The following is a 21427-nucleotide window of genomic DNA, read 5'->3' as shown; positions in this document are numbered from 1 at the left end:
ACACAGGGCCCCCTGTGGATAAGTCGCGTCAAGCACGAAGATGGCTGGGGAATTGGAAGTGGGGCCGGCGGTGCCGGGACGGGAAGCAGGGCTGGCGGAGATGCGTGAAGGCGCCTCTTGCATGGTCCCGCCCTTCGCCGACGGGCAGCCTGATCGGGGGGCATGCCACGGTTCCCTGCGGGGCTTCCGGCAGCGCCTGTCCATGGCCTTCCGGCCTGGAGGAAGGTTCAGCCCTCGATCAGCAGCCGCCCGATCCGCGCCGGGGTGGCGGGACGCCGGGCCGCCAGCTTGTCCGCGAGGATGCCGCGCGCGATCGGGACCAGAGTGGCGGGGCGGCGCAGGGCGGACAGCACCGCCCCTGCCCGGCCCGCCTTGGCGCGGCGGTCGAGGAAGTCGCGCAGCAGGAACCGCCGGCGCTGTTCGGCCAGGTGCGCCCGCAGCGCCTCGCGCGCTGCCCTGTCGAGGCCGGGTGCCGCCAGATGCGCGCGGACGGCCGTCAGCAGGGCCGCCAGATCGGCCGTGCGGTGGCGCGAGCTCAGCGACTGTGCCCGCCAGCGGGCGGCATAGCCGGTCTCGGTGCTGACGCGGAAGCGTGCGCCCTTCTGAAGCATCCGCACGTAAAGGTCGTAGTCCTCGCCGAGCCGCAGCGTCTCGTCGTAGCGCAGCCCCTGCGCCTGGAGGAAATCGCGTCGCATGATCGGCTTGAGGAAGCCCCATTCATGCCGGTTCGCGCCGCGGCCCGAACGGTTGGCGCGCACGAAGCCCGCAAGGTCGATGTCGATCAGCGCCGGCGCGATGGCGGGCAGCGGCGGCAGGTCGGCGGGGGATGCGCTTTCGGCCACGAACAGGATGTTGTCGGCCACCATGTCCCAGCCCGGCACCGCCAGCAGCCGGGCGAAGCGGCCGGGCAGGATGAAGTCGTCGGCGTCCAGCACCGCCACGAACTCGCCCGTTGCCACCGCCAGCGCCCGGTTGCGGGCGGCGGCGGGGCCGATGTTCACCTCGCAGCGGATCACCCGCAGCCGCCCGTCCCCCTGGGCGGCCGCGCGGGCGACCTCGGCTGTGGCGTCGCGCGAGGCGTCGTCGACCACGATCACCTCGGCGGTTTCCGGCTCGTCCAGGGCCGTGCGCACCGCGTCGGCGATGGTCGCGGCGGCGTCGCGGGCGGTGATGACAACGGAAACGGAGGCAGGGATGTCGGCGCTCATGGGTCTTTCCGTGGCAAGCGTCGGGACGAAAGTCCAGCCTGCCGGCGGCCGGGTCCGGGTGATCCGGGGCGGTGCCCGGCGCCGGATGGGGCACCGGCCACGGCGCTGCCTGCTGCCCTCGCCCCGGTTGCCCCCAGAAGCTCGGCCCGAACCGCCGCAGCCGGCTTGAGCCTGCCGTTCACGGGAAGATTACCACGGAAGGAAGCGGGCAACGCGGCGGCATCCGTGTGATCCTTGTTTGCCGACGGACCGGCTGGGCTGCGCATACCGGCCGCCATTCGCGCAACCCCATGCCGAACCACCGGTTTCACCGCCCGCCCGGCGTCTTCCCGGCACTGTCGCCGCGGCCGATGCCGATGCCGCCTTCGGGTGGGACAGGGGACCGCGCCGGGCAGACCGGGGCGGAGTGCCGGGGTTGCTACCTGGCCGGGTGCGCGTTAACCATGATTCATCCGTCAGGACCCGGTGAAATTCCGGGTGGCTCTTCCGGCCGCCGATCCGCCGGACAACTTGCAACGATCAGTTCCGCCGCAAGCTCGAACAATCGGTCAGCAGGCTGACGGACCTCCCGTGATTTCACTGGATGGCTCTGGAACCGGAAGCCTCGGCGCCTGCAGCATGACCCGGCGTGAACCTTGATCTTCAAGGTGGCGACATGACGATCAACTTCGACAGCAAGGGCGCAAAGGCCGGGGCGCACAGCCTTGTGGCACCGGAGCCGCTCCGCGATGTCCCGCCCCCGCGCCCTGCCGCGCGCTACTACGAGACGCTGGACGCGCTGCGCGGGGTGGCCGCGCTCGCCGTGCTGCTGCTGCACACCAGCAGTTTCCTTTTGTGGCCGGGGCTGGCGCGCAGCGCCTATCTGGCGGTGGATTTCTTCTTCGTCCTCAGCGGCTTCGTCGTGGCCCACGCGTATGACGGCAAGCTCAGGGACGGCCTGCCCGTGGGGCGGTTCCTTTGGCTCAGGATGGTCCGGCTGACCCCGCTGCACTGGGCCGGGCTGGGGATCGCGGCGCTGCTGGTGCTGCCGGGGGCGCTGGCCGGCGACTACCGCCTGCCGCCCGACGCGGTGGTTCTGGCGCTGGTGCTGGGGGCCCTGTTCATCCCCTGGCCCTCCATGCAGGAGCCGCCGCACCTGTTCCCGCTGAACCCCCCGGCCTGGTCGCTGTTTCTGGAGGTGCTGGCCAGCCTGGCCTTCGGTCTGGCGCACCGCTGGCTGTCGACGCGCGTCCTGATCGCCATGGTCGGCGGTGCCGGGGCGGTGCTGTGCTTCAATGCGGTGACCGCCGGCACCATCGACGGCGGCGTCCGCTGGACCAGCCTTGATGCCGGCCTGGCGCGGCTGTGCTTTTCCTTCCCGCTGGGGGTGCTGCTCTGCCGGGGGCGGGCGCATATCCCTCCTGCCCTCGGGGCCTTGGGCCCCTGGCCGCTCTTGGCGATCCTGTTCGCGCTGTGCCTGCCCACGGTGCCCGCCCCCTGGACCGGGCTTTACGACCTGGCCTTCGTGGCCGTGATCGCGCCCCTCCTGGTGGCCGCCGGCACCCGGGCCTCGCCCTCGCCGGCGGCGCGCCCCTTCTTCCTGACCCTGGGGGCGATCTCGTTCCCGCTTTACGTCCTGCACGAGCCGCTGAGGGGGGGGCTGCTGGCCCTGGCGGAACGGGCGGGTTTCGGGGAACGCGCCGGCGCCGTGGTCTATCTGGGGGCCATCATCGCCATCGCCTGGGCGGCCGCCCCGGTCGATGCCGCCATCCGGCGCTGGATCGTCGGGCGCAGGCAAGGCGCGGCGCTCCGCCGGACCTCCTGAGCGAACCGGGTGCTGCAAGGCGCACAGGCGGCGGAATTTCCCGCGAAGGGCTTGACGCGAAGGCCCGGACGGTGAACGGACAACAAAGATGGGCTTGAGCGGCTTTCTCCCCGGTGGCATGGTGCCGGCGGCGGCCGTTCAGGCTGGATGTTGTGGCCGGATGTTTGCGGGATTTGGCATGCTGAGCGTGACGGCGGTGGTTCTGACCTACAATCGGCGCGACCTCGTGCAGCAGTGCCTCCAGGCGCTTCTGGCGCAGTCCCGGCCGGTCGACCGGATCATCGTGGTCGACAATGCCAGCACCGACGACACCGCCGAGGTTCTGGGGGGCTTCGCCTCCGACAGGCTGGCGGTCCGCAGGCTGCCCGAGAATGTCGGCGCGGCCGGCGGCTTTCACGAGGCCATGCGGCTCGGCCATGTCTCGGGGGCGGATTTCGTCTGGGTCATGGACGACGACGTGATCCCCGCGCCCGACGCTCTGTCCGAGCTGCTGCGCGCCTTGGACCTGCTGGACGGGCAGGGCATCGCCGCGCCCTTCGTGGTCTCCTGTGCCCATGACCCGAACGGGGTCCTGACCAATGTCCCCGAGGTGGACCGGCGGACGAATGCGCTGGCCTACGAGAACTGGCCGCACCTGCTGGAGCACGGGCTGATGCCGGTGACCCGGTCGACCTTCGTATCGGCCCTGTTCCGGCGCGAAACGCTGGAACGCCACGGCCTGCCGATCGCGGCCATGTTCATCTGGGGCGAGGACACCGAATACACCCGCCGCGTCACCCGCGACACCCCCGGCTATCTGGTCAGCCGCAGCCGGGTCGAGCATGTCCGCGCGGTGCCCGGCACGCCCGACATCCGCACCGAACAGAACGCCACCCGGATCGGCTGGCACCGCTTCCATGTCCGCAACTCGATCTATGTGGAACGCCGCTATGCGGGGCGCAGGAAGGCGCTCAACTATGCCCGCCTCAAGTGCCGGCTTGCCCTGGGCCTGCTGCTGCGGGGCGAGCCCCGCAAGGCGCTGATGGTAGCCGAGGGCATCGTCAGGGGCTTCACCTTCAACCCGGATGTCCAGCCGCTGCCGCGCGCCGAAGCGCCGGACACGCGGGTTCTGGCGGAACCGGCGGCGGCCCCGCCGCACGGGGCCTGACGGGGGGTCCGGCCCCCGAGCCTTCCGCCGGAGATGACAAGCAGCCAAGGAGATGGAATGGGCTTGCGGATACTCGTGACGGGCAACCTGGGCTATGTCGGCCCGGCCGTCCTGCGCCAGCTTCGGGAGGAATACCCCGACGCCTGGATCCATGGCTATGACAGCGCCTTTTTCGCGCATTGCCTGACCGGCGCCGAAATCCTGCCCGAATGGCGGATCGACCGGCAGAGCTTCGGCGACGTGCGCAGCCTCGACCCGGCCCTGCTGCAGGGCATCGACGTGGTGATCCACCTTGCCGCCGTCTCGAACGACCCCATGGGCGACCGCTTCGCCGCCGTGACCCGCGACATCAACCAGGAGGCCTCGGTGGCCCTGGCGCGTGCCGCGGCCGCGGCCGGGGTCGGCCATTTCGTCTTTGCCTCAAGCTGCAGCGTCTACGGCGTGGCCGACGCCCGCCCCCGGCGCGAGCAGGACGCGCTGAACCCGGTCACCGCCTATGCCCGCTCGAAGGTCGGGACCGAGGAGGCCTTGGCGGCCCTCGACGGCCCCATGGTCACGACCTGCCTGCGGTTTGCCACCGCCTGCGGGATGTCCCCGCGGCTGCGGCTGGACCTTGTGCTGAACGACTTCGTGGCCTGCGCGCTGTCCACCGGCGTCATCACGGTCCTCAGCGACGGCTCGCCCTGGCGGCCCTTGATCGACACCGCCGACATGGCCCGTGCCATCGCCTGGGCCGCGCAGCGCCCCGAGGATGCGGGCGGCCCGCATCTGGTGGTCAACGCGGGGACTGACTCCGCCAACTACCAGGTCCGCGATCTGGCGCAGGCCGTGGCCCGCTCCCTGCCCGGCACGCAGGTCTCGATCAACACCGAGGCTCCGGCCGACAGCCGGTCCTATCAGGTGGACTTCGGCCTTTACGCTTCGCTCGCCCCCCGCCACCAGCCGCAGGTCACGCTGGACCAGTCGATCGCCGGTCTGGTCGAGGGGCTGCGCGGCATGGGCTTTGCCGATCCCGACTTCCGCAACTCGCCCATGATCCGGCTGCGGGTGCTGCAGGACCACATGGCGGCGGGGCGGCTGACCGACCGGCTGGTCTGGACCGACGGGCTGCGGAGGGCCGCGGCATGAAGGTCGCCCTGCTCGCCGGCGGCTTCGGCACCCGTCTCAGCGAGGAAACCTCGGTCCGGCCTAAGCCCATGGTCGAGATCGGCGGCCGCCCGATCATGTGGCACATCATGAAGTTCTACGCCCATTACGGGTTGCGCGACTTCGTGGTGCTGGGCGGCTACAAGGTCGAGTTCATCCGCGACTATTTCCTGAATTACCGTGCCAATGAATGCGATTTCACCATCGACCTTCGGACCGGGAGCATCGAATGGGCGCGCGAGGTGGCCGAGGACTGGCGGGTGACCGTGCTGGACACCGGCGGAGAGTCCATGACTGGCGGGCGGGTGCGCCGGGCGCGGCACCTGCTGGGCGATGGCACCTTCTGCCTGACCTATGGCGACGGTCTCAGCAACGTGGACCTGCCCGAGCTGATCGCCGCGCATCGCGCCTCGGGCGCCTGGTGCACGATGACGGCGGTGGTCCAGCCGGGCCGCTACGGCGCCCTGCGGCTGAGCGAGGACAACACCCAGGTCGAGGGCTTCCGCGAAAAGGGCAAGCATGACGGCGGGCTGATCAACGGCGGCTTCTTTGTCTGCGAGCCCGAGATGCTGGACCTGATCGACGACGACGCCACCGTGCTGGAGGAAGAGCCGATGCATCGGCTGATCGAGCGCGGCAAGCTCGCGAGCTTCGTCCACGAGGGCTACTGGCAGAGCATGGATTCCTTGCGCGACCGCCACATCCTGGAAGAACAGTGGCGCCGCGGCGCGCCCTGGAAGGTCTGGAGCTGAAAGCATGATCCTTGTCGACAGCGCGCTGGCCCGCCGGGAAGCCGAGGGCAGACCGATCCGCGTGGCCGTGGTGGGCGCGGGCTTCCAGGGCGCGGCCATCGTCCGCCAGATCGTGACCGCCGTGCCGGGGATGCGGGTGGCGGGCGTCGCCAACCGCCATCTGGACCCCGCCCGCCGCGCGCTTGAGGATCTCGGGGTCGAGCCCGCCATCTGCGACGGCCCGGCCGCCATCGGGGCCGCCATTGCCGCCGGGCGGCCGGTCGCCACCGAGGACGCGATCTCGCTGGTCCAGTCGGACGGCGTCGACGTGGTGGTCGAGGTCACCGGCTCGGTCGACTATGCCGCGGGCGTGGTGCTGGCCGCCATCGAGGCGGGCAAGCACGTCGTCCAGATGAATGCCGAGCTTGACGGCACCATCGGCCCGATCCTCAAGGCGCGGGCCGAGGCCGCGGGGCTGATCTACAGCTTCTCGGACGGCGACCAGCCGGGCGTGCAGATGAACCTTTACCGCTTCGTGAAGGGCCTCGGCGTGACCCCGGTGCTGTGCGGCAACATCAAGGGGCTGCACGACCTTTACCGCAACCCCGAGACGCAGCGGGGCTTCGCCGAGAAATGGGGCCAGAAGCCCGCCATGGTGGCCTCCTTCGCCGATGGCACCAAGATTTCCTATGAGCAGGCGGTGGTCGCCAACGGCACCGGCTTCCGGGTGGCGCGGCGCGGGATGCTGGGTCCCGACTTCTCGGGCGGCGATCCGACCGCGCCGCTGGTGCCGCTGGAGGACACGGTGTCGGCCTTTGCCGAAACGCTGGACGGGCTTGCGGGCAGCGGCACGGCGGGCCTTGTCGATTACGTCGTGGGCGCGCGGCCGGGGCCGGGCGTCTTCGTGCTGGGCACCCATGATGATCCGCGCCAGCGGCATTTCCTGAACCTCTACAAGCTCGGGACCGGGCCTTACTACTGCTTCTCGACCCCCTATCACCTGTGCCATTTCGAGGTGCCGAACTCGGTCGCCCGGGCCGCGCTCTTCGGGGACGCGGTGCTGGCGCCGCAGGCCGGGCCGGTGGTGGGCGTGATCGCGGTTGCCAAGACCGACCTTGCCCCCGGCGCCCGCATCGCCGAGTTCGGCGGCTTCGAGGCTTACGGCGTGGCCGAGAGCCAGGAGGTCATCGACCGCGAGAACCTGCTGCCCCTCGGCCTTGCCTTGGGCGCCACGCTGCGGCGGCCCGTCTCGAAGGACCGGGCGCTGACCTTCGACGACGTGACCCTGCCGCCGGGGCGGCTCGTCGACCGCCTTTACGCCGAGCAGCGCCAGCGCTTTGCCGGCCTGTCTTCCGCCGCCTGAGGGTTTCCCCATGATCTTCCACGACACCGAACTGAAGGACGCCCGCCTGATTGAGCTGCGGCTTCTGGGCGACGACCGCGGCGCCTTTGCCCGCACCTTCTCGCAGGATGAATTCGCCGAGGCCGGCATGGCCTCGGTCTATGTCCAGCAGAACATGTCGGCCTCCGCCCGCAAGGGCACGGTCCGGGGGATGCATTTCCAGCGCGCCCCCCATACCGAGGCCAAGCTGATCCGCTGCCTGCGCGGCGCGATCCTCGACGTGATCGTGGACCTGCGGGCGGATTCGCCCAGCTACCTGCGCCACCAGGGCTTCGAGCTTTCCGCCGAAAACCGCCACCAGCTTTACGTGCCGCCCGGCTTCGCCCATGGCTTCCAGACGCTGACGGATGACGTCGAGGTGTCCTACCTCGTTTCCGCTGCCTATGCCCCGGCGGCCGAGGGTGGCCTGCGCCATGACGACCCCCTGCTGGGGATCGCCTGGCCTATGGCCGCCACGGTGATCTCGCCCAAGGACGCCGCCTGGCCGCTTCTGGACCCCGCCGCGCCGCTGTCGATCTAAGCCGCAAGGCGCCCCGGCAGGGCCGCCCGCTTGCCTGCCCGCCGAGGCGCGGCGCAGGGCTCGGCGGCGCGGTCGGGCACCCTGCGGAAGCTTGCAGGGCACCGCAGGGCGCCCGACCGCTTTCCAGCCAGAACGCGGACGGGGGTGCCGCTCGATGCCCTTCGCTTCCTGTGGCCTGTCCCCGTTTGCCGGCTGTCCTGAACCACGCCTGAATCGAACCGGCCGCCAGCCCCCTGCGGGGACGGCGGCCGGTCTGGTCCGGGTTGCCCTGCTGCGGGCATGAGGCGCCCCGTCCCTTTCAGGGCCGGGATGGCGGCCGCCACGGGAAAGCTGCGCGGGCATCCCCGGCCCGCCCGGCAGGCGGACGGGCCAGGCCTTTGTCAGAAGTCCCAGTGGGCGGTGTCGTTCCAGTAGAAATTGTGGTCCTTGCCGTTCGACTCGCCGTTCAGCACCACCTCGTCCACGTAAAGGTTGCGGTCGCGCGCGGCCGAGCCTTCGTAATGGTCGTTGAGGAAGGTGATCGCCACCCGGTCCGAGCCGTCGAGGCCGAAGTCGCCGCGGAAGACGAAGCTGTCCCATTCGCCCGCCGCCCGGTCGGCCGTGACCACCGTCGAGGCGGAAACCGCCTTGCCGTTCACGCTGAGCGCGAAGGCCGGATCGCCCTTGAAGGCGTCGCCGTTGACCTTGACCGTGACGCTGTCTTCGCCCCGCTGGTTGTCCTGTTCCTGGGGCGGGCGGTTCGCCGCGCCGTTGGCGACCAGCCGGAAGTTGTCCAGAAGCGCGCCATGGCCATCGCCAGCCTGCGAGGCAACCTCGCGGATGGTCAGCCGGTCGGTCCCCGACTGGCCGGTGACGGTGGCGGTGAAGCTGCCCCAGTCGGTTCCCGGCTTGGCGACCGCCACAACCTTGTCGTTCCAGACCACCTCGACATCCTGGGTCGAGGCGGCTTTCCCGGGCCGCGCCTGCAGGTCGAAGCTGAGGCTGTGGGACTGGCCCGCAGCGGCCTCGACATCCTGGAAGAAGCCGTCGCGCGCGCCCTCGAAGTCAAGCTCGACGAAATCCGTCCCCTCCGTGGCCCGGACGCCGTTGTGGTTGTTCCAGACCTCGATGCGGCCGCCCGACAGCGCCGTCCAGCCCTGCAGCGACTGGAACGCGCCATACTGGTCCGACCCCACCTCGGCCGTCTCGAACGAGCCGTTCACAAGAAGGTTGCTGCCGGAAGGGGCGGAAGGCGCCGGCGCGGGCTGCGGCGGTTCCGGTTCAGCCGGCCGTGCCGGCTCGGTCGGCCGTGCCGGTTCCGTGGGCCGTTCCGGCTCGCGCCCCGGGGCATCGTCCTTGAGCCAGTCGAGGCGCCGGGCGAAGTCGCCCAGCCAGGCCTCGCGATCCTCGTAGATCGTCATGGCGCCGTTCGTGTTGGGCCGGCCGAGGTCGAGATCCGGGTGGGGGTTGTCGGTGTAGTAGCGGTCCGACACCTTGATGAACTCGCCGCCCCAGCTTTCCTTCGTGGGATCGTTCTGGTCGCCGCTGAGAAAGCGCAGCACGGTGGGGCTGTCGCCCATCTTGACGCCGGCCTGGTTGAAGATGTCCCCCGACAGCTCGGCGAAGAAATCGCCCAGGGCGCCGTGGCCTTTGGCGTTCTCGTCATGCCAGCCCTTGATGATGCTTGAGCTGGACGGGGTCTGGTACATGCCCCGGAAGGACGTCAGGTTGTCCACCCACATGTCCAGCTCGCCGCGGAAGTTGTTCTTGATGTAGTTGTAGGCGTTCGGGTCCTGCGCGTTGATGTTGAAGAACCGGACATGCTTTGCGATCGAGGGATCGTCATGCAGCGCCTGGGCCAGATCGGTCTCGCCGCCCCAGGTCAGGACGTTCAGCTTCTCGCCGGCACCGGCGGCTTTCTTCGCCTCGGCGATGATCGCGCGCGAGGAATCTGTGGGCGAGGAATGGCCCCTGTCGCCGGTGATGCTCGTCGCGCCCTGCCAGCTTACGGCCTTGAGTTCGTCGGCGGTTTTGAAGGCGGAACTGCGCGCTTCCAGCTTGGCATGGTCGCGGCCATAGACGTCGATGATCCGGTCGATGTCCTGCACCAGGCCGTCCTGGTGGCCGTGGATGGAGGCGGTCCCGGCGATGCCGACGATGTCCATCTTGTCCTGGTAGAGCAGGGCATGGATGAGCGACTGGGCATCGTCCTTTTCCTCGGACGAAAGCCTGAGGTCAGTGGAAATGAAAACTCTCGGCAGCGGCATGGTCGATCTGTCTCCTTGCTGTCCCTTGTCGAAGCCGGCAGACGGCGCGCGGCCTTTGGCATCGCCCGGTCCGGCGATCCGGCGTGGCGGCCGCGCTGTCGATCACAGCCGACAAGAGGTTTAGTAAACCAGGGTTAATACAACCTTAAGGCGATTCCCGTCTGCTGAACAAAGCGGGATGCGCCAGGATGCGGGCCGTGCCCTTCGCCGGACCGGGAAGCCGCGGCCTGCAGGCGCCACGCATGACCCTGGCGGGCAGCGCGGTGCCGAAGGGTTCGGCGGAAAGGTCAGGCATCGGGCGCATTGTGGCTTTCATCATTGGCAAGCCCGGTCTACGCGGCTGTTCCCACGAGTTCACTTCACAAATGTTTATTTTTATCATGGACTTGCAAAGATCGGCGGAATCCCGGACAAGCTGCGGATGAGGATGGGCGGCATATCGCCGAGCGGGAAGGGCGCCCGGACCCGGACGCCGGGTCAGGAGTTGACCGCAGGCAGGGGTCCGTGACACGCAGCGTCCACAGATCAAGACTTTATGACTTGAAAAGACAGTTCTTCCCGGGACGGGCTGGTGGCCAACCTGTCTGCCGCCATTTACATCCCGCAAGCAAATCGTCGGCATCATGGTCGCGCCACGGCCCGGCGCTGACCTGAAGGATCGGGTAAAAGGCATGAACTATCGCTCTCTGGCGGATCTGAACGATGCGATCCTGCGCAACCTGCACGGGTTGCCGCGGGACATCGACCTTGTTGTCGGCATCCCCCGCAGTGGCCTTCTGGCCGCCAACCTGTTCAGCCTGGTGACGAACATCCCGCTGGCCGACCTCGACAGCTTTCTCGACGGACGGCTTCACACCTCCGGCACCACCAAGCGCCACAAGGGGCTGGACCGCGGCCTTGCCGACATGCGCCGCATCCTGATCCTCGACGACAGCATCTTCAGCGGCAACGCAATGCGCGATGCGCGCCTGCGGGTCGAGGCGGCGGGCATTGCGGAAAAGACCGGGGCCGAGATCATCTTCGCCGCCGTCTACGGCAGCGACGCAAGCTACCCCGAGGCCGATTTCATCTTCGAGCGGGTGAAAAGCCCCCGCATCTTCCAGTGGAACTTCATGCACCATGTCGTGCTGGAGGAAAGCTGCGTCGATATCGACGGGGTGCTGTGCCTTGACCCGACCGAGGATCAGAACGACGACGGCGAGGCCTATCGCCGCTTCCTGACCGAGGCGCTGCCCCTGCACGCGACCTCGCGCCGGCTGGGCTGGCTGGTTACCAGCCGGCTTGAGAAATACCGCCCCGAGACCGAGGCCTGGCTGAAGGCCCAGGGGATCGAATACGGGCAGCTCGTCATGCTGGACCTGCCCTCCAAGGCCGAGCGGCAGCGTCTGGGTGCGCATGGCACCTTCAAGGCCGAGTTCTACCGGAACTCGAACGCGACCCTGTTCATCGAAAGTGAGCACCGGCAGGCCCGGACCATCGCCCGGCTGTCGGGAAAGCCGGTCCTGTGTGTCGAAACCCACCAGATCTGCATGCCCGACAGCCTGTCGCCGGTCGCCATGCGCCAGCAGATGCGCAACATGCCGACCCGGCTGAAGCAGCGGGCGCACGGGACCGGCCGCCGGCTCAAGGGCGTGGCCCGCGGCCTCATGGGGGACGCGGCCTATCTTGCCCTGAAGAACCTGGTCCGCCCCCAGCCCAAGAGCCAGACCAGAAGCTGAGCCCGGCCCGCTTTCCGTATCATGCAGGCGCGAGGGGTGTTCCTGCCCCTGCCCCCGTTCACATCCGCAGGAGTTGACGACCTTTCCGGGGGCGGTCGGGGAAAGCCCCGACCCTTCGCCCTCGCCTGTCCCGCGCGTTTGCGATAAGGCCGCCATCGCGGTCAGGTGATCGGCCCGCGCCCGGTTCAGGAAACGCCGGGGCACGCGGGCACCGTTTCGGAAAGGTGGCGCGTGGCAGCCGACAGCACAGTCTTTGATCCGCCCTCGGGATCGCTCGGCCGGTCGGTCGGACGGGGGGCGCTGGTGACCGGCGGCTCGCAGGCCGTCCGGCTCGCCTGCCAGTTCGCCTCGGTCATCGTCCTGTCGCGCCTGCTCACGCCCGAGCATTTCGGCATCGTCGCCATGGCCGCGCCCGTGATGGCGTTCATCGGGCTGTTCCAGGACCTTGGGCTGACCCAGGCGACGGTCCAGAAGAAGAACATCACCCATGGCGAGGTGAACACGCTTTTCTGGCTGAACCTGGCCATCAGCATGCTTCTGGCGGCTCTGATGGTGCTGGCATGGCCGCTTGTCACGCGGTTCTACGGCGACCCGCGGGCCGGCGTGCTGGTCGCGGCGATGAGCCTGCAGCTTGTCCTTGTCGGCGGCACCGGGCAGCATCTTGCCCTTCTCAACCGCAGGATGGAATTCGGCCGCATCGCGATCCTCGACGGCCTGAGCGCGGTTCTGGGGCTGGCGGTGTCCGTGATCTGGGCGCTGGTCGATCCGACCTTCTGGGCGCTTTATGCCGGCGGCATGGCAACGGCGCTGGTGGGCCTTGCGGGGGGGTGGATGCTGTCGCGCTGGCGGCCGGGCCTGCCGCGCTGGATGCCGGGGGCGGGAAGCCTTGTCCATTTCGGCGCCGGGATCACCGGCTTCAACTTCGCCAACTTCTTTTCCCGCAACCTCGACAACATCCTGATCGGCCGCTACCGCGGCAACGAGGAGTTGGGGCTTTACGACCGCGCCTACAGGCTGCTGCTGTTCCCGCTGCAGCAGGTCACCAACCCGCTGTCCAGGGTCATGGTGCCGGCGCTGTCGCGGATGACGGACCAGCCTGACCGTTACCGGAGCGCCTTCCTGCGGGTCATCCCCATCCTTCTGCTGGTGACGCTGCCGGGCGTGGCGCTGGCCGTCGCCCTGGCCGACATCCTGGTGCCCTTTGCCCTGGGCCAGCAATGGGTCGGCAGCGCCGTCATCTTTCAGGCGCTTGGCTTTGCGGGGCTGCTGCAGCCGCTCAACAATCCCTCGGGTTGGCTGTTCATCAGCCAGGGCCGCTCGACCGAGTTCATGCGCTGGGGCATCTTCGTGGCCCTGACCTCGATCGTGGCCTTCGTGATCGGCCTGCCCTACGGGGCCTTTGGCGTGGCGCTGGCCTATGCGGTCAGCGAATATGTGCGGACGCCCTTTTTGTGGTTCTACATCGGAAAGCGCGGGCCTGTCGGGGCCAAGGACGTGACGCGGGTGGCCTTTCCTTTTGTGGTCGGCGCGCATCTGGCGGTGGGCGTCCTTTGGGCGCTGCGCCCCCATCTGCCGCAGGACCCCTTACCGGCCCTCGTCCTGGGGACGGTTCTGTCCTACCTGATGGTCATCGCCTTCGCGGCGCTGTTCGCACCGGGCCGCGCCACGCTACGGGAATGCCTGCAACTGCTGCGCCGCAGGCAGGCTGTGGTTGGGTAAAAGGCTTCTCGGCCGAACCAACGCTCATTCCTTAAGTCGGCTATCTCGGCTGGCCGAAAACAGGCGTCCTATCGGCTGTCAGATAAAGCTAGTCGGCGACGGTCCTGCAACAGAAAGCGGGCAATCAACAGCGGTGCTTGTACAGCCAGCAGCGGATCATGACGCATCACCTGTGACAGACCGGTTCGCGCCGGCAGGTTGCGCTTTGCCATTTGCCTGAGCAGCAGATAGGCATAAATGCGGCGGCATTCCTGCAGTTTTTTTCGCACCTTTGAGCGTGCCGTACCCAGCGACAGCCTATTCAGCTTCTGGTGAAAGACGATCTCGCCGGACAGGCGGGTTAGGGCGTCCTTGGAATCCCAGTCATAGGAACCATGACACATGTTGATCCCCGTCCCGCAAACAACCTCGATCTCGTCCGAGATGCAGATGCGTACCCCGTTCAGCGCCAACTGGATCCATAACATGTAGTCTTCGCCGGCGTGGCGTAGCTCTGGGTCGAAGCGCAGATTGCCCAAGGCCGCACGCCGCAGCACGACAGTCGAGGTCTGCGAGAGGTAGTTTTCCAGCATTGCATCGTTGATCGCATTTGGCGCGAATATCCGTGCCCCGCCCCCGTCCAGCATCACATGGGCTGCTTTGATGCCGTGCATCGTTGGACGAACGTCCTTGTCATCGTTGAAATAGCTGTCGCAGTCGCCCGTGCGGCTATGATCGGAGAAGTAGAAATCCCCTCCTCCTTCCAGAGCAGTCAGGGCATTGATCAGGTGATCAGGTCGCCATTCGTCGTCTGAATCCAAGAACGCCAGATAACGGATGTCTTTGCTTTCCAGCCAATCGATGCCAGTATTGCGGGCGGCGCCGGGGCCTGCATTCGGCTGCGAAATCACATGCCAGCGGATGAGATCGCTATCGGCAAAGGCTGACATTTCCTCGGCAGCAGGCACTGGAGAATGATCGTCCACGACGATCACCTCGACCTGGATGTCCGGGGGCAGGCGCTGGCTGCGGATGCTGGTCAGGGCGCGTGGCAAGATGCCCGGTTCACGCTGATAGAAAGGGATGACGACACCAACGTTCATTCGGGTTCTTCCTGTTCCCAGTTGGGATCCTCTGATGCAGATACCAAGCGTTGCAAATATCCGATGCCTTTTGAGATTATTACCCTGACACGGCAGCAAGTCGGGTTGCCCCGGAGAAGATTTCCAGCAGCTTATCGATCTGTTCCGTTCGGTTCATCTCGGGGCGCATCGAGTAATCCCGAGCCGCATTCGACTTTTCGGCGTAGAACACCTGATCGTGCCACAGCTTCCTGACTGCCTTGGCCCAGGCATCCGCGCCCGCAACCGGTTCCATGAGGATGCCGCCGGGTCCGACCGCCTCGGGCAGCCCGCCACGGGCAGAAGCCACGACCGGAATACCACTGTAATGCGCCTCGACCGCAATTCGGCCGAAAGCCTCCTCCCACTGGCTGGGGGCGAGTACGACTCTGGCCTTGCCATAGATAGATTTCATGTCGCGGGTACGTGGCTTTAGCGTGACATTGGGAAGCAGGGCGAGCCGTAGCCTCAGCTGTTTCATGTTTTCGGGATGCAACCTCCAAGATTCTACAAAAACAAACGGAATTTCAGGGCATCGTTCGGCAACACCCAAGGCAATTTCGAGTCCTTTCTTAGGATAAGGATTGATGAAGGTCACATTATCGCGGGTAGTCTCGGTCTCGTAGTTCTCGCGCCGGATCAGGGGATAGACGACTTCCGACTCGATCCCCAGCAGTTCTTTCCAGCGGGCCGCGGTGAACTGCGAATTAGCGACATAGGAGACGCCCTGTAGATCGCGGGGGTCACCACCCAGTTCCTCAACTTCGACATTACGCAGATAGATGACGACGCGGGTGTCTACGCTACGAAGTGCCTGTGCGAACCGGATCGGAAGCCAAGACTGCGGCACGACGACATCGGCACCCATGTGTCGCGCTACATCGGCCACAACCTCTCCCGCATCCCAAGCGCGGTAAACGGGATAGCCCAACCCATGATCGAGTGAATATCTCCGCCGCTGAAGCTTTCGCTGAACACGACTTTTCAGCCCGACCCATCCCTGTTTCGTTAACCCGCCCAAGACGCTGACCTCATGCCCGCGACGTGCGAACTCGCCTGCAAGGTCATGCATGCTGGATTGCGCCCCTCCCATTGTTTGAGGAAGATAAGGATGGGCATTGGCAAGCAGGATCTTCACGCGGACCTCTGAAGAAAGGAGTCAGTTGATCGTGCCCACGACCGAAGTGGCCGCGCGCATGTCCGGTTCTATGCAGCCGACAGGCGAAGGACAAACCGTTCGCCTTGCCGCGCATCGGGAATGCCTGTGAGGCCAACTCTGCCTTTTGGTCGTCAGCGGCACGACAGGGCGCAGAGCGGGACAGAGCAGGCGACGCGCCCCTGCTCCTTGATGTCAGCGTCCCCCTGCCGTCAATGAGACATCAGCACCGGAACCCGAAGGTCGACGAAGATGCCCTGCGTGGCGCCGCCCAGGATGAAGTCGCGCAGGCGGGAATGGCCGAAGCCGCCCATGACCAGCAGCGAGGCCCCCGCCTGCAGGGCCTCGTCCTGCAGCGCCCCGCCGATCGCTTTCCTGCCCAGCGTGACCTCGCGCGCCTGCGCCGCAAAGCCGCGCCGTTCCAGCGAGGAGGCCAGCGCCGCGGCCAGGCCCCGGCGTTCAAGCTTCTTCTCGCCCTCGACCGTCAGGACCGTGATGCGGCAGCCCTGCGGGACCAGCGCCAGCGCGTCCCCCAGGGCGCGGGCGGCCGCCCGGCTGCCGTCCCAGGCGACCGCGATGTGATCGACCCTTTCCACCCGGGCCGCCGGCGGCACGACGACCGCGGGGCGGCCAGACCCGAAGATGACGGCCTGCGCCAGGTCCTGCAGCGCCATGCTTTCGCCCGACCAAGGCAGCAGGGACAGGTCGAAATAGCGCGCCTCGTCGGCGGCGGCGTCAAGAACCTCGCCGGGCGCGGCGGGGCGTTCCTTCACCTCGGCGCCGCCCGACGCGGCGATCTGCTGGACGATGCCGGCAAGGCGCTGGCATTCGGCGCGGCTCTGTTCCTCGGCGGTGCGGGCCATCTCGGGGATGTTCAGCATCCGGCTGCCCAGGCGCGCGTTCATCGGCGGGATCTTCACCGAGAAGGTCGTGACATGCAGCCCCGCCCCCAGCGGCGCGGCCAGCCCGGCGGCGGCCTGCACGGCCTCGGCCGAGGCCCCCTCGGGATAGCTGTTGAGCGGCATGTAGGCGGTGCGGACACGGTTCATCGAGTATCTCCCTTCTCGGTTTCGTCCTTTTCGGGGCGCGCGCCGGACCTCGCAGCCCCCGGTCGCCGGCCCCGTGCAACTGTCCGGCTGCCTGCGGACCATGGCAACCCAAGGGCACCCGCTGCCCCGGATGGCCGCAGCGGGCCCGGACCATGCGGCCCCGGCGCGGTTCCATGGAGCGGGAAAACCCCTCTGCTGTCCATGGCCAGATTGCCGCATCATCTTTCCCCTTCCTGTCCGGCCCCGGGCAGGAACCTGTAGACCGATGAGCGGGCGATGTTCAGCCGCCGGACGATGGCCGAGGGGCCTTCACGCCGACGGTGCGCTGAAGCGGACACTGTTGCAAAGATTGGGAAGAGGTAGCGGAAGCCTGATCGCCGGGTTCAGGCAGCGGCCTTGGTGAGTTGCGCCTCGGACTTCCGCATGGCCTTGCTGATCCCTGATGGTCCGATGCCGAAGGCGCGCTCAACGAGGCGGACTTCGCCCCTGACCCCGTCCTGATACTGCCATAGAGCCGTCTGACCCTTCTTGAGGGCCCGCATCACCTCGAAGCCCTTGAGGGTGGCGTTGGCGGTCTTCGCGTTGCGCGTCTGCGAAAGGTAGAAGTCGATGGTCCGCCCGGCGTCGGTGACGGCGCGGTAGAGATGCGACCCTTCGCCTTCACGCAGGTCTCGTTCACCTTCCACGACCGCCGCAGACCGGGCCGCTTCCAGTTCCAGCGCAGACGGCGCTCGATCTCAGGGGCGCAGGCCTGCACCCGGCGGTAGATCGTCGCGTGATCGACCGTGACGCCGCGCTCGGCCATCATCTCCTCCAGTTCGCGTCAACTGATCCCGCAGCGGCAGTACCAGCGTACCGCCCAGAGGATGATCTTGCGCTGAAATGGCGCCATTTGAAGTCACCCGCCATCACTGTTCTCCCTGGGTGCCACCTCCATGCATCGCGCGTCCCCGACCTTGCCCTGCACGGCGTCGCGCAGGCGCATCACCGTCTGGCAGCTGGTCCCGTGCCGGCGGGCCAGTGAAGACAAGCTCTCGCCCCGTGCAAGCCCCTCCAGAACGGCTGCGCGTGCCGTTGGATCAAGCGCGTGCGGCCGACCCAGCCTCTTGCCCTGCGCCCGCGCCCGGGCGAGCCCCGACTGGGTGCGCTCGACAAGGAGATCGCGTTCGAACTGCGCAACCGCGTTGATCACCCCCATCGTCATGCGGCCGGCCGAGCTGGTCAGATCGACCCCGCCCAAGGCCAGACAGTGCACCCGCACGCCCATGCCGGCGAGCCGCGCCACCGTGGCGCTGACGTCCATCGCGTCACGCCCCATCCGGTCAAGCCGCGTGACCACCAGCACGTCGCCACGCTCCATGCGGTTGAGGAGGCGGGAGAAGCCGGCACGTCGCGCGATCGCCTCCGAGCCCGACACCGTCTCGCTGACCACCCGCTGCGGCTCGACGGCAAAGCCCGCCGCCGCGATCTCGAGGATCTGGTTCTCGGCCGTTTGGCCCGCCGTGGACACACGGACATAGGCGAAGGTGCGCGACATGGGCGGCTCCGTCCATAAAGGGAGTACGGATCGTTGCCCCCGCCCGGAAGAAGGTCAGGCTAGATTACGGACGTGCCTGCAGAACCTGTCCACAACCCTTCGGTTCCGGACAGCCAGTCTTTGCAACAGTGCCCAGGAGACAGTACGGGCATACTCATAGGAGGCCATTAAAAAGCCAGCCTGTACGATTTGAGTTCAGACCCACGCACATTGGCGTCCGAAAATACTGAAAGCGATCCTAGTCGGACGCACCACGGTGTCCGAAGTAAATCTCCTTCTACGGTATACCCCTGCCGGACAGGGCGGGCGTGCCCTGCCCCAAGCGATATTGCATATCCGGTTTCTTCATATATCCGGTAAGGAAAATTATCGGATAAGCCTCATGCCCACTGTCGTCATCGCCTCGCCCAAGGGCGGCGCCGGGAAATCCACCGCCGCGGTCCTTCTGGGGACCGAGCTTGCCCATGCCGGCGCCGCCGTCACGCTGCTGGACTGCGACCCGAACCGTTCGCTGACGCTCTGGGCCGGGCGCGGGCCGCTGCCGCCGCGGGTCGCGGTGCTGTCCGATGTCGACGAGGCCGGGATCGTCCGCACCATCAAGCGCCACGACCTGGACGGGCAGATCGTCATCGTCGATCTGGAAGGCGTTGCCTCGCGGCTGGTCAGCCGGGCGATCTCGCAGGCGGACCTGGTCATCACCCCGATGCGGGCGACCACGCTGGACGCGACGGTGGGCGTGCGCGCCCTGCAACTGATCCGGGAGGAAGAAGAGGCGCTGGACCGCCGCATCCCCCATGCCGTGGTCTTCACCATGACGCGGGCGGTGCGCTCGCGCCAGCACAGCGGGATTGAGGCCTCGCTGCGTGAACAGGGCGTCGACCTGATCGAGCCGCCGCTGATGGAGCGGACGGCATTCTCTGCCCTGTTCGAGTTCGGGGGCAACCTGCGGACGATGCCCGCGCAGGGCAACATGACTGCGGCCATCGGCAATGCCGAGAGCTTCGCGCAGGCGGTTTATGCGCGGCTGGCCGAGGGGGGCGCGTGATGACGGGCAAGCCTTTCAGCGTCGATCTGGGCCGGCTGAGGTCGCGCGAAAAGGACCGCAGCGCCGCCGCCGTCGAGCGTGCCGACCGCGCCGGCGAGGACCTGGGCTTCATCGACCGCGATCCGGTCAAGCGGCGCGGCCGCAAGCCCAGCCCGCGCACGGGGCAGGTCCATGCCAAGGTGCTGCCCCATGTCGCCGAAGCGATCGCGGCCGAGGCCCGCCGCCGCGGCGTCCAGCAGGGCGTGGTGCTGGAGGAAGCCTGGGCGCTTTACCAAGCCAGCCAAGGCGATGGTACAGCCGGTTGAGGCAGTGACCGGGTTTAAGAAAAAATCCGGTAATTTTTAATATCTGGTTTTTATAAATATCGGGTATTCATTGAAACCGGATTTTTCTTGGCTGAAGGTTTCCGGCTTCGTGCCATGGCCGGATGCCTTTCAACTTGCCTGATTCCCGACAGGCATGTCCGCCCGCATCCTCCGAGGATAGCCCGCGCCCAGGAACCTGCCGCCCGACGCAAGCGCCGAACAGGACCACGTCCCCGCACCGGCAGGCCGGGCGGGGACGTCTTGCATCGTCAGCCGGATGCCCGGGGGGCGTGGGATCAGGCGGCCCTGACCGGCTCGATCCGCAGGTCTGTCATCTGGCTGAGCGTGGCCCGGCTGGCCGAGATCGTGATCGTCTCGCTGTCCTTTGACGGGACGAAGTCGCGGACATGGCTGCCCGAAGACAACCCGGCCCAGCCCTGGCCCGCCCCGGTGACGGACAGGTAGCCCTGCACCGAGAAGCTGGCCCGGTGCGGGACGCCGGGCGTCACCGCAAAGGTTGCCCGGGCGCTGGACTCGCCCGTCCCCGTCTTGCCCATGACGACGGTCCTGCCATCCGTCGCGATGCCCGAGGTCGATCCCTCCTTCTGCGTGAACAGCCAGGCCCCGCCGTTGATCGTGCGGGGCGCGGGATCGACCGCCGTGCCCCCGGCGACCGGGCGGGGCAGGGGGGCCTTGTCGGGGGTCTCGATCCAGACCGCCTTCGGCGTCACGGCATGGACCCGCATCTGCGCGCCCCTGGCGTAGTCCTGCGCGCTCCAGCCCGCCCAAGCCTCGTGATGCTCGACCGAAAGGAACACCGTCATCACGGTGGTGGTGTCCCAGGTGCCGCCCTCGGCCATGTCGGCAGGGTAGATCGTCTCGAAGATTTCCCCGTCGCAGTAGAAGTCGCAGCGATCCGGGCGCAGGTCGTATTCCAGCCGCTGGACCCGGTCCGCAAGCGGCGCCCGGCGCATGATCCGCCGGGACGACGACACCCGCCCGCCGCCCGCCTTGGGCATGTGGACCGCGGGCGACCAGCCGGGCTTGCCGTCAAGGAAGGTCAGCTCGAAGTCGATCTCCTTGGCGTTGTCGGCATGGCCGAAGAAGGCGGCGACGGCATGTGGCCGGGTGACGTGGATCTCGGCGCCCACGCGGCCAAGCGCGTGCCGCATCCCGTTCTGGCCCTGCATCGCGCCGGTGTGCCAGGTGCGCCCGGTGGCCGGGTCGCGCTCGCCGAAGCCGGCATTGACGATGACCGAGCCGTCCGCCTGCCAGTCCAGAAGCGAGGGCCTGCCCACCGACTTCGGCCCGACGCCCCACTGGGGCAGGTAGATGTCGAAGGCGGACCAGTCGAAGGTCAGCCTGCGGTCGATCTTCAGTTCGCCGATCTTGCTGAAGCCGGCCGGGCTGCCCTCAGTGGGCAGCGGCTCGGCAGGTTTCGGGGCCTCGGGCGCGGGTGGCGCCGACACGGGCGGGGCGGCTTCCAGCCGCTCCAGCCGCGCGGCGATTCCGTCGAGCCGCTGCGCCAGCGCCGCATCGGCGTCGCGCAGGGCCTTGAGGAGGGGGTCCAGGTCGGGATCGTGGGCCATCAGGG

18 protein-coding genes, 1 pseudogene and 1 other annotated feature are annotated in these 21427 nt (G+C 67.7%); of the genes and pseudogenes, 11 read left to right on the top strand and 8 right to left on the bottom strand.

The window, feature by feature from the left end; translation table 11 throughout:
* Window positions 1–227: 227 nt before the first annotated feature.
* Window positions 228–1208, bottom strand: a complete 981-nt coding sequence (locus JGR78_RS17850; protein WP_182793158.1) for a glycosyltransferase family 2 protein — start codon at window positions 1206–1208, stop codon at window positions 228–230.
* Between the two features lie 455 nt (window positions 1209–1663).
* Window positions 1664–1719: a sequence feature (sul1 is cis-regulatory element that is thought to sense ions involved in sulfur or methionine metabolism; They are found in Alphaproteobacteria), on the top strand.
* A gap of 117 nt (window positions 1720–1836) precedes the next feature.
* Here JGR78_RS17850 and JGR78_RS17845 point away from each other — a divergent pair.
* From JGR78_RS17845 to rfbC, 6 genes are all read left to right on the top strand, one after another.
* On the top strand, window positions 1837–3012 hold the full coding sequence (locus JGR78_RS17845) for an acyltransferase (RefSeq protein WP_182805444.1): 1176 nt from the start codon (window positions 1837–1839) through the stop codon (window positions 3010–3012).
* Window positions 3013–3190: 178 nt separating this feature from the next.
* Window positions 3191–4159, top strand: a complete 969-nt coding sequence (locus tag JGR78_RS17840; RefSeq protein WP_182793160.1) for a glycosyltransferase family 2 protein — start codon at window positions 3191–3193, stop codon at window positions 4157–4159.
* A 63-nt stretch (window positions 4160–4222) separates the two neighbouring features.
* Window positions 4223–5287: an NAD(P)-dependent oxidoreductase gene (locus JGR78_RS17835; RefSeq protein ID WP_182793187.1), complete on the top strand. Its 1065-nt coding sequence runs from the start codon at window positions 4223–4225 to the stop codon at window positions 5285–5287.
* Window positions 5284–6057: a glucose-1-phosphate cytidylyltransferase gene (rfbF, locus tag JGR78_RS17830; RefSeq protein WP_182793161.1), complete on the top strand. Its 774-nt coding sequence runs from the start codon at window positions 5284–5286 to the stop codon at window positions 6055–6057. The genes JGR78_RS17835 and rfbF overlap by 4 nt, the downstream gene beginning before the upstream one ends.
* Window positions 6058–6061: 4 nt before the next feature.
* Window positions 6062–7399: an NAD(P)H-dependent oxidoreductase gene (locus JGR78_RS17825; protein ID WP_182805446.1), complete on the top strand. Its 1338-nt coding sequence runs from the start codon at window positions 6062–6064 to the stop codon at window positions 7397–7399.
* Window positions 7400–7409: 10 nt separating this feature from the next.
* On the top strand, window positions 7410–7958 hold the full coding sequence (gene rfbC, locus JGR78_RS17820; RefSeq protein WP_182793163.1) for a dTDP-4-dehydrorhamnose 3,5-epimerase: 549 nt from the start codon (window positions 7410–7412) through the stop codon (window positions 7956–7958).
* A 380-nt stretch (window positions 7959–8338) separates the two neighbouring features.
* Here rfbC and JGR78_RS17815 read toward each other — a convergent pair whose 3' ends face one another.
* A complete protein-coding gene (locus tag JGR78_RS17815) occupies window positions 8339–10204 on the bottom strand; it encodes a nucleoside hydrolase-like domain-containing protein (RefSeq protein WP_182805448.1) in 1866 nt (621 codons plus the stop codon).
* 242 nt (window positions 10205–10446) lie between these two features.
* On the opposite strand from JGR78_RS17815, the gene JGR78_RS17810 reads away from it, so the two are divergent.
* The 3 genes from JGR78_RS17810 (at window position 10447) to JGR78_RS17800 (ending at window position 13641) form a co-directional block, all read left to right on the top strand.
* Window positions 10447–10629, top strand: a complete 183-nt coding sequence (locus JGR78_RS17810; protein ID WP_182793165.1) for a hypothetical protein — start codon at window positions 10447–10449, stop codon at window positions 10627–10629.
* 246 nt (window positions 10630–10875) lie between these two features.
* Entirely contained in the window at window positions 10876–11922 is a 1047-nt protein-coding gene (locus JGR78_RS17805) for a phosphoribosyltransferase family protein (RefSeq protein WP_182793166.1), read from the top strand.
* Window positions 11923–12153: 231 nt separating this feature from the next.
* Window positions 12154–13641, top strand: a complete 1488-nt coding sequence (locus JGR78_RS17800; RefSeq protein WP_182805450.1) for a lipopolysaccharide biosynthesis protein — start codon at window positions 12154–12156, stop codon at window positions 13639–13641.
* A gap of 68 nt (window positions 13642–13709) precedes the next feature.
* Here JGR78_RS17800 and JGR78_RS17795 read toward each other — a convergent pair whose 3' ends face one another.
* The 5 genes and pseudogenes from JGR78_RS17795 to JGR78_RS17775 all read right to left on the bottom strand — a co-directional run bounded on the left by JGR78_RS17795 (window position 13710) and on the right by JGR78_RS17775 (window position 18483).
* The gene (locus tag JGR78_RS17795) at window positions 13710–14723 is read right to left on the bottom strand and encodes a glycosyltransferase family 2 protein (protein WP_182805452.1); all 1014 of its coding nucleotides are present in this window, start codon (window positions 14721–14723) and stop codon (window positions 13710–13712) included.
* 79 nt (window positions 14724–14802) lie between these two features.
* Window positions 14803–15879, bottom strand: a complete 1077-nt coding sequence (locus tag JGR78_RS17790) for a glycosyltransferase (RefSeq protein ID WP_182805454.1) — start codon at window positions 15877–15879, stop codon at window positions 14803–14805.
* Window positions 15880–16109: 230 nt separating this feature from the next.
* Entirely contained in the window at window positions 16110–16946 is an 837-nt protein-coding gene (locus JGR78_RS17785; protein ID WP_182805456.1) for a universal stress protein, read from the bottom strand.
* Between the two features lie 449 nt (window positions 16947–17395).
* A pseudogene (locus tag JGR78_RS17780) lies at window positions 17396–17838 on the bottom strand (DDE-type integrase/transposase/recombinase); the annotation flags it as partial.
* 6 nt (window positions 17839–17844) lie between these two features.
* The gene (locus tag JGR78_RS17775) at window positions 17845–18483 is read right to left on the bottom strand and encodes a recombinase family protein (protein ID WP_182805458.1); all 639 of its coding nucleotides are present in this window, start codon (window positions 18481–18483) and stop codon (window positions 17845–17847) included.
* A 382-nt stretch (window positions 18484–18865) separates the two neighbouring features.
* Between JGR78_RS17775 and JGR78_RS17770 the strand changes: the two genes are divergently transcribed.
* Window positions 18866–19528 carry a ParA family protein gene (locus JGR78_RS17770; protein WP_182805460.1) on the top strand — a complete coding sequence of 221 codons (663 nt, stop codon included), beginning with the start codon at window positions 18866–18868 and terminating at the stop codon, window positions 19526–19528.
* Window positions 19528–19833: a chromosome partitioning protein ParB gene (locus tag JGR78_RS17765; protein WP_182805462.1), complete on the top strand. Its 306-nt coding sequence runs from the start codon at window positions 19528–19530 to the stop codon at window positions 19831–19833. Before JGR78_RS17770 ends, JGR78_RS17765 begins: the two co-directional genes overlap by 1 nt.
* Window positions 19834–20129: 296 nt before the next feature.
* Here the strand turns inward: JGR78_RS17765 and JGR78_RS17760 are convergent, their stop codons facing one another.
* The gene (locus JGR78_RS17760) at window positions 20130–21422 is read right to left on the bottom strand and encodes a hypothetical protein (protein WP_182805464.1); all 1293 of its coding nucleotides are present in this window, start codon (window positions 21420–21422) and stop codon (window positions 20130–20132) included.
* Window positions 21423–21427 lie beyond the last annotated feature (5 nt).

The organism is Paracoccus sp. MC1862 (genome assembly GCF_016617715.1).
GTDB lineage: Bacteria > Pseudomonadota > Alphaproteobacteria > Rhodobacterales > Rhodobacteraceae > Paracoccus.
The sequence above is the reverse complement of the archived record's forward strand: the minus strand, read 5'-3'. Positions and strand labels throughout refer to the sequence as shown.

Coding starts and splice junctions, on each gene's coding strand:
- JGR78_RS17850 (WP_182793158.1), bottom strand. CDS start 1,208: ATGAGCGCCGACATCCCTGCCTCCGTTTCCGTTGTCATCACCGCCCGC.
- JGR78_RS17840 (WP_182793160.1), top strand. CDS start 3,191: ATGCTGAGCGTGACGGCGGTGGTTCTGACCTACAATCGGCGCGACCTC.
- rfbF (WP_182793161.1), top strand. CDS start 5,284: ATGAAGGTCGCCCTGCTCGCCGGCGGCTTCGGCACCCGTCTCAGCGAG.
- JGR78_RS17825 (WP_182805446.1), top strand. CDS start 6,062: ATGATCCTTGTCGACAGCGCGCTGGCCCGCCGGGAAGCCGAGGGCAGA.
- rfbC (WP_182793163.1), top strand. CDS start 7,410: ATGATCTTCCACGACACCGAACTGAAGGACGCCCGCCTGATTGAGCTG.
- JGR78_RS17815 (WP_182805448.1), bottom strand. CDS start 10,204: ATGCCGCTGCCGAGAGTTTTCATTTCCACTGACCTCAGGCTTTCGTCC.
- JGR78_RS17810 (WP_182793165.1), top strand. CDS start 10,447: ATGACCCTGGCGGGCAGCGCGGTGCCGAAGGGTTCGGCGGAAAGGTCA.
- JGR78_RS17805 (WP_182793166.1), top strand. CDS start 10,876: ATGAACTATCGCTCTCTGGCGGATCTGAACGATGCGATCCTGCGCAAC.
- JGR78_RS17795 (WP_182805452.1), bottom strand. CDS start 14,723: ATGAACGTTGGTGTCGTCATCCCTTTCTATCAGCGTGAACCGGGCATC.
- JGR78_RS17785 (WP_182805456.1), bottom strand. CDS start 16,946: ATGAACCGTGTCCGCACCGCCTACATGCCGCTCAACAGCTATCCCGAG.
- JGR78_RS17775 (WP_182805458.1), bottom strand. CDS start 18,483: ATGTCGCGCACCTTCGCCTATGTCCGTGTGTCCACGGCGGGCCAAACG.
- JGR78_RS17770 (WP_182805460.1), top strand. CDS start 18,866: ATGCCCACTGTCGTCATCGCCTCGCCCAAGGGCGGCGCCGGGAAATCC.
- JGR78_RS17765 (WP_182805462.1), top strand. CDS start 19,528: ATGACGGGCAAGCCTTTCAGCGTCGATCTGGGCCGGCTGAGGTCGCGC.
- JGR78_RS17760 (WP_182805464.1), bottom strand. CDS start 21,422: ATGGCCCACGATCCCGACCTGGACCCCCTCCTCAAGGCCCTGCGCGAC.